Origin of the sequence: Sphingobium sp. LMC3-1-1.1 (assembly GCF_040676285.1) — a bacterium.
Taxonomy (GTDB): Bacteria; Pseudomonadota; Alphaproteobacteria; order Sphingomonadales; family Sphingomonadaceae; genus Sphingobium.
This window is the reverse complement of record NZ_JBEGHQ010000001.1, coordinates 815,712-825,869: the sequence shown is the minus strand read 5'-3', so window position 1 is coordinate 825,869 and position 10,158 is coordinate 815,712. Positions and strand designations below refer to the sequence as shown.

The window sequence follows — 10,158 nt, the reverse complement described above, 5'->3', positions numbered from 1 at the left end:
GCTTATGCCGCGTCGGCCCAGGTCAGCAGCCCCATGCCGGTGATGGTCAGCGAAACCTGCGTGTATTCGCCGTCATTGCCATCGACCTTGAAGCTCGAAATCATGCCCGGCCCCTGCCACCAGCCATCATCGACACTCTCCGTCGAGGGTTCGTCGATGGCGAAGCGCCAGTTCTGCGAAGCCCCCAGCAGACCGCGCAGTGCAGCCATCTGCGTCCGGTTGTAGAGGCCGGAACCGGAGATCGACCAGTCCTGCGCCCCGACGTCGCGGAGCGTCTGCGCCGCGGCTTCGGGATCGGTGCAATCATAGTCGGTTGCCTCGAAGGCATTGGCATAGGTGACTTCCAGACCGCGGGTATTGATGCCGCAGAGCTGGGTGAACGTCTCGGAAGGCGAGCCGCCGTCCCCATAGAGGATGTCGGCGTAATTGCCCTTCACGCGGCCAGTCGTGTAACCCATGGTGCAAACCCCTTCGCTTGGGCGAGATTAGAAGACCGGGCAACTTTGAACCGGGCTAGGAGCAGGCTCTACGGACGCCCATCGCCTGCGGGAGGATCAGCATCTCCAGTCGATGGAGCCGCATCCTGCTCAGGTGCCGGGACAGTCTCCGCCTCCCGGTCGGCTGCATCGCACTCGGCCTTCGTGGCGAAACGCGCATAGCCACCTTCGAGCGCGGCCTTCTGCACCTCCCGCTTGACGAGCTGCGGCATCCCAGATGCCCGAAACTCGGTGATCGCCCGCGAGGGCCAGCGGTGATTATAGGTCCGTTCGAAGATGATGCGGCGGCCCATGTCAGGCCACCACAGACCGAGCGACGATCAGGACATCATATGTCACGCCGGTCGCGCCGCCGCTGTTGGCAATGTTCAGCAGGTCGCCGGTGCCAGCGGTCACGGGCCATCCCGCCTTCGACTGGAAGACGGCCCATTCGCCGGGCGCGATCTTCACGCCGTCGCCGGCTGCGAGGAAGGGACCGGCGAAGCCATTGGACGCGGGCCGGGTGACATTGACATTGTTGGTGTTGCCCGATGCCGCCTTGATGAAGATCAGCACCACTTCCGCGGCAGTGATGGTGGCGCCGAAGGCATTGGCGAGCGCGCCGGCGAGATCCAGATCCTCGTTGGCCGAAGCGGCGATCGTCCGCGTCGCGGTATAGAGCAGGTCCGCTTTGCCGGTCGTGTTGGTGCCCGGGGTCAGCTCCAGCGATTCGAGGATGTCATCGAGCTTCAGCTTCATGCTGCCCTTGGCGGCAGTCCCTTCGAGGCCCCCGATGATCGACAGCTTGGTCTGGAGGGTAACGCCTGCGGTCATGTGCCTGGCTCCTGCGAGAAAGGATGGATTGTCCTCCCTCACATGGAACCAGCAGGCCGCATCCTCTACGGACGATTAGATTTCGGCAAGGGCGGTAAAGGCGAACTGGATGACGCCGTGCCAGAGATCGGCTTCCTCACCATCCTCCAGCAGCTGGGTCCGCTCGACATAGCAATCCGGCAGGGCGTCGATGACCTCGGCGACGGCCTCGACGCATTGCTCGCAGTAGGTCTTGGGGTCGGGGATCGCGTCCGTCACGCCGACCCAGACATGATAGGCCCCCGACACCTCGCCGCCGCGCCAGCCCGAAGGGCGCGAAGGAATGTTGGTTTCGACGCCATAACGCCCGAAGGGCTTGGTCGGATTGTTCGGGGTCTTGCTCGGATAGAGGCTGTCGGCCGGGATCAGCGCGGCGACGGCTGCGTCAGCCTGGAGGGCCGTCAGGATCGTCTCGCGGACATGGAAGGTTGGGGAGATCGTCATTGTCCGGCCCCAGAAAACGGGGAAAGACCAGCGCATCGCCCAGTGCCGCGAGCAGATTCCAGTTCGTCGGTTCGTGCTCGGTTTCCAGACGCGCTAGGATGGCGTCGAGCCAAAGGCCCAGATGGTCGAGGTTGAGCCGAAACGCCACGACGCGGACATGTAGCACGATCTGGCTTTACCGTATATTCATGTCGGCGCTGGATGTGGGTCATGTCGTTCATGCTAGACCAGCGCGCTCGCTGGGATACGGACGGCAGGAAAGGGGGGAATATGCGTCAAATAGCGGTGATCGCATCCATCATGCTTGTAGGTTGTGCCAGTAAGCCAGCGTGCGAGAACGATGTCATGGCCTTCGTGATGTCGCAGAATTTCATCCGCGATCAGTTGAAATCGCCAGCCAGTGCCCAATTCCCCAACGTCACGGACAAAGATGTTCATGTGACACCATCCAAGAACGCTGGGAAATGCTCCTTCACGGTTCTAACCCCCGTCGACTCTCAAAATTCGTTCGGTGCGATGATGAGGACGCGCTTCCTGGTCGAGCTGGCACCGGATGACGAAAGCGGGAAGTCGTGGCGGCTGATCCACATAGGATCGTATTAGAGCTTACCGCCCTTCACGATCCGGTCGACGGCAGCCTTGGCGAGCTTGTCCGCCTGTTTCCGTACCTTTTTCGCCGCCGGGCGCATGAAGGGTCGCTCCGGGAGTGTCGACGACCCGAATTCCTGCGCGGCGGCATAGGGCGCGTCCGCAACCGAGTTGGCCTGAAGCGGCCCGACCTGTTCGACATGAACCGAGCGATCGAGCTGGCCGGTGTCGGCATTGGGTGGTTGGCCCGGTGATGACGGCTTGTGGTTCTTGCCTGAGACAGACCCGGATGTGATGCTCAGAGCCGCCTCGGTCGCATGCATGTCGGCCAGCGTATAGACGAGCTTCTGCGCCTCCTTCCGCATGCCGGTCGTCATCTTACGGAGGCGCTTGAGGTGTCGATCAGCGAACTTGAGTGCCATTCAGATGCGCCGTCCCCGGCAGATCCAGTGCGATGCGGCCGCATCCAGTTCGGCTGCCTGAAGGCTGTAGGTCGTGGCGCCGATGGTAATGCGATGGTCGCTGGTCACAGGGCCGATCCCCTGCGCGAGAATGATGATCCGGACATCGCCTTCAGCGAAGCCGTCGGCGCGGCGCATGGCGTCAGTCGCGGCGTCCACCTGCACCTTGATCGGCACATCGCCGCCGCCGGCATAGCCGGTGATCACGCCACCAGACGCATAGATCGGGGAGCCGGTGCCTCTGTGCAGCGTGCCGTCGAGATAGAGGCCGCTGAACGCCGCCCCGAAAATCGCCGCGATGCCGCCGTCGAGCAGGCCCATATCAGCTTCCCCAGGGCGGGATCACGCCCGCGAAGCCGTTGAACCCGTTGCCACCCACGACGCATCCGGTGCCGGTCACGCGCGGCCCGCCGACGCAAGCCTTCAGCAACGGATAGAGCTGGACGCCGAATGACGTCGTGCCCCAATCGCCCATGCCGGAAACCGCGGGATTGTCCGCCTTCTCCAGTTCAAGGCTGCCCGACTTGATCCGCTTGAACCCGCTGGCGCCCTGGGCGGCCATCTGCGCGTCTGTGCCGGTGCCGATGCCCTGCTGGGTCAGATAGTGGGCCGTCGCCAGCATGCAGGCCAGTTCGGCATCATCGGCAAGGCATGTCTGGATCGGATCGACGATGCACGCGGCGCGGGCGGACCAGAAGGCATAGGCCTCGTCCGTGACGGCCGCAAAGGCCGGGAAAATGCCGGTAAAGGTTGCCTTGGCGGGCGCGGTGAAAGCCATCTGTGATCCTTACGAAAAGGGCCGCCGCCCATATGAGCAGCGGCCCGTCACCCCCGGAGCGTTCCGGTTATTCCTTGCCAGCTTCCTCGCGGGCCAGTTCGATCGCGGCGATGATGTCGAGCTTCTTCGTAGCGTCGCCGAGGTCGATCTCTTCCTTGGCAGCGAGTTCCTTCAACGCGTTCACAGACAGCTTCGCCAGATCCTGCGCCGGTTCGTGGTCGCCTGCCTCAACAGGCTTTACCGACAGCGTTTTGCTGGCCCGCTTTGCCTGCTCGTCCGACAGGGCAAGAGGCACCGAAGCGCCCGGCTTGACCCATGCATGGCCGTTTTCGGTCCACACACCAACGGCCGCAGGGCCTTTGTTTTCGACTTGGAAATCCATAAATCCTCCTGAAACCGAAGGCCGGACCAGTTCAGGCCCGGCCCCTTGGCTCAAATCAGCTCGGAACGTCGCTGATCTCGTCGATATAGGCCATCGCACCCGGCAGGCGGATTTCCGTGCCACCCGTGCGTGCAATGACGCCCTGCTGATAGTGCATCAGTCCGGCCCGATAGACCGGCAGAACCCGGCGCGGCATTGGCAGATGGAAGCGCAGAACCTGCGGATCCTTGCGGTAGACAGCCATGCGGCCGCCACCGTCCTGCGAAGCCGAAGCCAGGTCACGCAGGGGACGAATGTCGAGCGGCTGCCCGGTCTCGGCCGTATAGTTGTTATTACGCCGGATATATTCGAGCGCGCTGATGACACCGCCGGCATCGGTAAGGCGCCGTTCCGAGGCCGCACGAAAAGCCGAAGGAGGCAAACGAACAGTATCAGCCCATTCGACCTCATTCGAGTTCTCGCGGACAGCGTTCAGGCCAGCATTAACGTCCGCCGCCATCTCGTCGGCATCCTTGTTGGCCCAGAAGGTGGAGCCGCCAACCGTCGCGGCGTCGGTGCGCTGGACAATCGCGCTGTTGACGAGGCCGGTCGTGTTGATCTCGTCCGAACCCGACATGCCGATATTGTAGAGCAGACGCTCCACATCGTCGCCAGCGTCCATGGCATCATCCTCGACGGCGTTGATGCCGTAGAGCGCGCCCTGGTTGATCTCCTCGTCCGACCATTCCCAGCCTGCGCCGACCATGAAATAGTCATGCGTGCCGAGATTGTGGGTCGACTTCCCGAAGGGCATATCGGCGGCCTTGCCCGAGATGATCTTGGCCGCGCCTGTGTGATCCTTCAGGCGGAACTGCGTGCCGATGCCCCAGGCATTGCCCTGAGTGACCACAGGGATATGGTCGGCATAGTTGAAAGTGGGATAGCGGCGCTTGTAAATAGCCGCCTCGATCTCCCGGCCCTGCGCAACGACGAGGCCATAGGCGGCCTGTTCGTCAAGCATTTGCGTCTGCTGGTACAATGGCCCGCCCTCCTTAGCGCAGCTTCAAGGAGACTTCGACGACATCGCCGTTGCCCCCGGTTTCTTCGAAAGTGCAATCCGGAATGCGGATGTGCGTGGTCGTCTTGGTGAAGCGCTTGGTCGCCGGGTTCCAGTAAACCGGATCGCCGGGACCAACGCTCTCGCCCGCAACCACGGCGATCGGCCCCAAGGTCATGAGCGCCGCCTTCACATATTGCGGGTAGCGGTCCTGTGAGGAGGCGCCGACGATTGCCGGAACCGCACGATTCAGAATTGCAAGGCCAAGGAATTCGGCGTTTGCGGTGTATGACACAGCGATCATGAAACTATCGCCCGCCACAAAGTCGGTGACACCGTCCGCCAACGTGAAAGCGAGACCACCCGCCGAGAAGGCCGCAGCAACGGCGCCATCACCAATCTGCACGCCATCGGGGTCAACCACAACGAACGTCCCCGCGTTGGTGGCCGGTTCGATGATCGTCAGGGTGTAATTGCCCTGCTTCGCGCCAGCCGAAACGGTGATCGCGCCAAAGGTGCCGTTGCCGGTGTTGGTGCCAAGCGCCGAAGCAATCGCGGTCGCGGCGAATGCCTCACCGACAATGCACCCCTGATCATTTGCGCCGCGGAACGCGGGCTGCCCAAATTCGAGGCCGGCAGCGGATTCAACCGTGCGGCTGATCCGGTTCGCCTTTTCCTCGCTGGTGATCTGACCCGGCAGCCACTTGGCCGGCGCGTCCGAATAATCGGTCTGATACGTCGCCATAAATTCCTCCTTAGGCGGCCTTGGGCTTCCACGCATCGGTCAGTTCAGAGACCATCGCGTCATAAGCGGTTGCAACTTCGGCATACGTGTCGTTGACACGGAGACCATCCTTCAGCGCATCGCGCAGCGGATCGGGGGCCTTCGCGTCCTTGGTGAAGGCGAGGAAAGCGCCCTCGATCGCGGCGTCAGCCATGTCCTTTGCGGAGTCGCCCAGCTTGGCGGACACGGCCTCCTTGCGGATTTCTGCGTCGGTCTTGCCGTCCACGACGATGTTCGGCGCGAGGATCTTCGCCTTGCCGATCACATCAGCGCGGGCGTCGGCCAGCTGCTGAAGCTTCGCCGGGGTGACTTCCGCATCGGCCAGCTTCTGGGTCAGGGCAGCAATCTCGCCGTCCTTCGCCTGGATGCTGGTATTGGCGGTTGCCAGGTCAGCGGTCAGCGAACCGACCTTGCCGAGCGCATCCGTCAGATTTGCGTTCAGAGTGCCGACAGCGAGAGCAACAGCGGCGCCGTCGCTCAGGTCGACATCAGCGTCGCCGATCTTGATCTTCATCGTTGGTTTCTCCGAAAGGGGCGGGCGTTCATCGCTAATCTTGAGTTCGGCCCCGCCCCGAGCGGCGCGAACTGCGGCGATATGGTTGATGCGGATGTTCCGCTGCACGGCGTCGTAGGCCTGCCCGTCGGGAGCGGTGCCCGGCGTCCAGTCGAGGGTGCAGGAATAGCCCATGGAGAGCTGCTTGTGGGTCGTGCGAACCTTCTCGACCGATGCGGCATCGCGGACGATCACCGGCACGCGGACGAAGCCGCCATCGCGGACAACATCGCCGTTCACCTCGCCGACACCGAGCTTGCGCCAGTTGTCGGCGTTCACATCAACCGTGGGATGGTCGATCGTGAAGGGCGCAGCGGCGAAGGATGCCATGCTGTCGCGGTTGAAAACCTCTTCCTCAGGCCGATAGACGCGGACGATGTTGTCCTTGAAGTGGGCTGGGGCGCCAGCCTCGGAGGCGAGATAGGTCTGGATGCCGATGCGGGCGGCGCGAACATCTGCGACAAGGGAACCGTCCGCGCAAATGCGAGCGGTCGTTGTAGCGTCAAGGGTGTCGCAGAGTTGCACCATGGGGCTTGTGTGCCCCATGGCGGGAAATGGGTTCTACGGACGCCAGATTGTTGTAAGTGGATCGAGAAAGGGGAAAGATATGACGCAATTAGAACTTCTTGGCCTCGCCGGCGCTGGAGGTGGCATTGACATCAGCGTGCGCGGCTTCAAGCAAATAGACCTGTTGGGGATCGCGGGCGCCGGTAAGTCGAAGGGAGCAAAGCTAATTCTGCGGGATGCTGGTCTCTTGTCTTCGCTGGATCGTCTCGGCATCGCTGGAGCTAATCCAGGCAACGTGACCTTCGTTTTCTAATCCACCTCATCCAGCAGCGCGATATAAGCCTGCTCCCGACACCCGCACCACGGCGCCATCCCGGCACGGTCGTCTGAAGGGATGGCATCGCCACCTCCAACAGGCTTGCCGGTGCGGCTGTCATAGACCTTGCCGTCGCGGGCACGGTGCCATGCGCGCGGGTGGACCTTCCCCGAGTGACGCCATTTGAACTGCGTCAGGCCGGCCTGCGCCTGGCGTTCCCGGTCGAGCTGGGATGATAGCTTGCTGTTCTGGTCGGCGGCGATGTTCGTCGCCCTGTCTCGGCCCATGCCGGTCGCCTCCTGGATTTCCTTTGCCACCTCGCGGGCCGTCGCGCGCCGCTCATAGCCGCGGAACACAGCATCGGAGATCCGGCCCTGCGCCTGATCGCTGACGTTGCGGACCAGGGCAACATTCCGCGCCATGAAGGTCGAGAGCGTCTCCTGCACCTCGCCAGCATTGAGGATCAGGTCGAGATCGACGCCGACGCCAGCCTTAATCGCGGCGGCCCACTTGTCGCGGTGGACCCGCTCGGCCGAGATGATCCACCGTTGCAGCGCGGGCGTGATCCGCGCCGTGAGGATGGTCAGGAACTCGTTGGCCACGCCCTCGATGGCGGACTGGACCTGGTCGGCGGTGTCGATCGTCAGCGCGTCGGCTGTGGGCAGGGGCTGCGGATCATAACCCGCAAGGATGCGGTCGATGTTCTGCTGCCATATTTGCCAAGCGGGGGCGTAGATGGCTGCCAGGTCCGTTGCCTGCGCCTGCGTCGGGATGATCGGGCGCAGGGTGATGTTGCGGCGCTTGCCGGCGCGGCGGGCGAGGGTGGGCAGGGAGAAGGGCATTAGCGCGTCGGTCGGGATGCAGGCTTGCTTCCGGGTGGCGCTGGAGGAGGAGCTATTGGCCGGATTGCCCGGTTCGTCCGCCGATCACGACGCAGCATAGCAACTTGAGCACACAGACCGAGGATGGTGAGTGACTGCAGCACATCGATGATCGCCTGTGTCGTCATTCCTCCGTGACCTTCCGCTTCCAATCCAGATCCAGCGGCTCGAACAGTTCCGGCCCGAACTCCAGCGCGCCTGCGTAAGGCTTGATCGCCGCCAGAACGACGTCAGCCGGAACCTCGTAGGACAGCGTGACGTGCGGGTGATAGTCGCCGAAGTCATGGCTTCCGCCGGCATCAACCATGGACCTGTGACGGCTCTCCAGCTCCCACGACGCGAATAGTAGCACGACAGCATTCTCGCCAAACCGCTCGATCGCGCGCGGGCCGCCGGGCTTCACGCGCATGCGTCCCTGCTCGTCGCCGGACCAGCTTTCGCCCATCTTCATCGGATCGACCGGGGACCGGGAGTAAAGCACCGTGACATGCATGTCGTCGGCGGCCAGCGTCGACTTGAACCCGTTGTCCTTGGCCCATGCAATCAGGTCGGCGGCGTTCAGCAGCTTGCGCTGGACGTAGAGCGGGCGAGGCGCAGCGTCGGCAAAGAACACAGCCGCATCATTCACAGCACGGCGGGCGGGAGAATTTACGGGGGTTCCCCCGCCAGCACCGGCAGATGTCCGATCACCTTCCTTTCCGCTGTTTCCGCCAACTGGAACGATGCCCAGATCAGCCTCTCCGCCGTCAGGCAGACCTTCGCCAGCCTTCTCCGCGTCCTCAATGTTCTTCTTCAGGCCAGGGAATCTGCCGCTCTCGATCATCCGGTTCTGGACGGTCTTGGCAAGCGCGCTTTCCGGTACGACGGCGAGGCCGACGTATTTCTCCAGCGCCTGCGCTTCCTTCAGTTCGATGTCAGCTGCCTGCGCCTCGGTCAGCACCATGAGCGTCGAGAAGGTCCAGGGCAGATCGGCAGGGACACCAGCGGACGGCAGCACCACCGCGTCGAGCTGCTGCATCGCTGGCCGCAGCTGCATGTCCTGCTTCGCGCCGATCGACTGGAAGTAGTTGGCGAGATCGCCTTCGCCGGTCGCGTTCATGCCGTCAGGCGCCTTGCCGAACAGCCGCGTTGCCGGGATGTCGGCCGCGCCCGCCACCCGTGCATCATACGTGATGATGACGTCGCGGACACCAGCGAGCGACAGTTGGCGCTGCTCCCATTCGTCCTCCTTGTCGAGGATGACGGCGCGGTGGACGCTCTTGCCGGTGTTGGTCAGCTCAACGCGCTTCATCAGTTTTTCTTCGCCGCCGGGCAAGGAAAGCTGCTCCACGGTCCCGTTGAACCGGAACACATCGATTTTCGCCTCATCGATCAGCGAGGCGAACCCGGCGCATGCAGTCGTCGCCTGCTGCACCGCCTCGTCCACGGCCTCCACGACGGACATGCCCCAGAAGCGATCTTCCCAGCTGGCGACGCGGATCGCCGGGATAGGCAGGCCCTTGAAGCAGACGACGCGGGACGGATGAATGTCGATATTGCGGGAGGTGCCGGCGAGGCGGAAATAGCGTGGCTGGCCGAATGTGGGCAGCGCCGGGTCCAGTTCCATGTCGCCGATCGTCAGCTGCCACCGGGACAGCACGGTCAGGTATTGTATCTGGTTCGGGCGGATGGTGGTGGGCAGGGGGCGGGACGGGTCATCGCCCAGGCCAATCAGGATGACACCACCACCAAGGCGACCGAGGGTCAGCGCTTCATAGAGTTTGGCCCAATAGCCGAGGCGCTTTTCCTCTTTCTCGATAGCGGCGATCTGGTCGTCTTCCGCGTCCCAATCGCGGCCGGCGCGCACCATGTCTTGCGCGGGGGTGTCGACGATCTTCCGATGCAGCCAGGAGCCGAGATAGGCATTCTCGATCTGTTCGGGAGTGGTGAAGCGGCGTGCCCAAAAATTGAAGCTGCTGCGGTCTACGGTCGTGCCGCGACCGGTGAGGACATTCGCCAGGCCATCGGCGAAGCGGCGGAGCGGCGAGACGGTTCCCATGCTTGCGACGGTGCGCAGCGTCGGGCAGGAAAGCTACGGAC

General features: G+C 63.2%; 16 protein-coding genes. 2 read left to right on the top strand and 14 right to left on the bottom strand.

The features are described from left to right. Window positions 1–2: 2 nt before the first annotated feature. From MRBLMC3_RS04165 to MRBLMC3_RS04145, 5 genes are all read right to left on the bottom strand, one after another. Window positions 3–458 carry a phage tail tube protein gene (locus tag MRBLMC3_RS04165; protein ID WP_363826058.1) on the bottom strand — a complete coding sequence of 152 codons (456 nt, stop codon included), beginning with the start codon at window positions 456–458 and terminating at the stop codon, window positions 3–5. A 68-nt stretch (window positions 459–526) separates the two neighbouring features. Next, the gene (locus tag MRBLMC3_RS04160; protein WP_363826055.1) at window positions 527–790 is read right to left on the bottom strand and encodes a hypothetical protein; all 264 of its coding nucleotides are present in this window, start codon (window positions 788–790) and stop codon (window positions 527–529) included. Between the two features lies 1 nt (window position 791). Beyond that, window positions 792–1,310, bottom strand: coding sequence for a hypothetical protein (locus MRBLMC3_RS04155; protein WP_363826052.1), 519 nt, complete (start codon window positions 1,308–1,310; stop codon window positions 792–794). Between the two features lie 75 nt (window positions 1,311–1,385). After that, window positions 1,386–1,793 carry a tail completion protein gp17 gene (gp17, locus tag MRBLMC3_RS04150; RefSeq protein WP_363826050.1) on the bottom strand — a complete coding sequence of 136 codons (408 nt, stop codon included), beginning with the start codon at window positions 1,791–1,793 and terminating at the stop codon, window positions 1,386–1,388. Then, window positions 1,735–1,959, bottom strand: coding sequence for a hypothetical protein (locus MRBLMC3_RS04145; RefSeq protein ID WP_363826048.1), 225 nt, complete (start codon window positions 1,957–1,959; stop codon window positions 1,735–1,737). Before MRBLMC3_RS04145 ends, gp17 begins: the two co-directional genes overlap by 59 nt. Before the next feature lie 44 nt (window positions 1,960–2,003). Here MRBLMC3_RS04145 and MRBLMC3_RS04140 point away from each other — a divergent pair, with 44 nt between their 5' ends. Then, window positions 2,004–2,396, top strand: a complete 393-nt coding sequence (locus MRBLMC3_RS04140) for a hypothetical protein (protein WP_363826046.1) — start codon at window positions 2,004–2,006, stop codon at window positions 2,394–2,396. Here MRBLMC3_RS04140 and MRBLMC3_RS04135 read toward each other — a convergent pair. From MRBLMC3_RS04135 to MRBLMC3_RS04105, 7 genes are all read right to left on the bottom strand, one after another. Then, on the bottom strand, window positions 2,393–2,803 hold the full coding sequence (locus MRBLMC3_RS04135; protein ID WP_363826044.1) for an HK97-gp10 family putative phage morphogenesis protein: 411 nt from the start codon (window positions 2,801–2,803) through the stop codon (window positions 2,393–2,395). The genes MRBLMC3_RS04140 and MRBLMC3_RS04135 overlap by 4 nt on opposite strands. After that, on the bottom strand, window positions 2,804–3,163 hold the full coding sequence (locus MRBLMC3_RS04130; protein ID WP_363826043.1) for a hypothetical protein: 360 nt from the start codon (window positions 3,161–3,163) through the stop codon (window positions 2,804–2,806). 1 nt (window position 3,164) lies between these two features. After that, window positions 3,165–3,620, bottom strand: coding sequence for a DUF4054 domain-containing protein (locus MRBLMC3_RS04125; RefSeq protein WP_363826041.1), 456 nt, complete (start codon window positions 3,618–3,620; stop codon window positions 3,165–3,167). 67 nt (window positions 3,621–3,687) lie between these two features. Beyond that, window positions 3,688–4,002: a hypothetical protein gene (locus MRBLMC3_RS04120; protein ID WP_363826039.1), complete on the bottom strand. Its 315-nt coding sequence runs from the start codon at window positions 4,000–4,002 to the stop codon at window positions 3,688–3,690. Window positions 4,003–4,057: 55 nt separating this feature from the next. Then, complete coding sequence (locus tag MRBLMC3_RS04115; protein WP_363826037.1) at window positions 4,058–5,002, bottom strand: DUF2184 domain-containing protein; 945 nt, start codon at window positions 5,000–5,002, stop codon at window positions 4,058–4,060. A 31-nt stretch (window positions 5,003–5,033) separates the two neighbouring features. Then, window positions 5,034–5,819 carry a structural cement protein Gp24 gene (locus MRBLMC3_RS04110; RefSeq protein WP_363826035.1) on the bottom strand — a complete coding sequence of 262 codons (786 nt, stop codon included), beginning with the start codon at window positions 5,817–5,819 and terminating at the stop codon, window positions 5,034–5,036. Beyond that, complete coding sequence (locus MRBLMC3_RS04105) at window positions 5,794–6,921, bottom strand: DUF2213 domain-containing protein (protein WP_363826032.1); 1,128 nt, start codon at window positions 6,919–6,921, stop codon at window positions 5,794–5,796. The genes MRBLMC3_RS04110 and MRBLMC3_RS04105 overlap by 26 nt, the downstream gene beginning before the upstream one ends. Window positions 6,922–6,982: 61 nt before the next feature. Between MRBLMC3_RS04105 and MRBLMC3_RS04100 the strand changes: the two genes are divergently transcribed. Further along, complete coding sequence (locus tag MRBLMC3_RS04100) at window positions 6,983–7,195, top strand: hypothetical protein (RefSeq protein ID WP_363826029.1); 213 nt, start codon at window positions 6,983–6,985, stop codon at window positions 7,193–7,195. On the opposite strand, the gene MRBLMC3_RS04095 is transcribed toward MRBLMC3_RS04100, so the two are convergent. Together MRBLMC3_RS04095 and MRBLMC3_RS04090 are read right to left on the bottom strand one after the other, a co-directional pair. Further along, a complete protein-coding gene (locus MRBLMC3_RS04095; protein WP_363826027.1) occupies window positions 7,192–8,040 on the bottom strand; it encodes a phage minor head protein in 849 nt (282 codons plus the stop codon). The genes MRBLMC3_RS04100 and MRBLMC3_RS04095 overlap by 4 nt on opposite strands. 163 nt (window positions 8,041–8,203) lie before the next feature. After that, the gene (locus MRBLMC3_RS04090; RefSeq protein WP_363826026.1) at window positions 8,204–10,117 is read right to left on the bottom strand and encodes an anti-CBASS protein Acb1 family protein; all 1,914 of its coding nucleotides are present in this window, start codon (window positions 10,115–10,117) and stop codon (window positions 8,204–8,206) included. Between the last annotated feature and the right edge of the window lie 41 nt (window positions 10,118–10,158).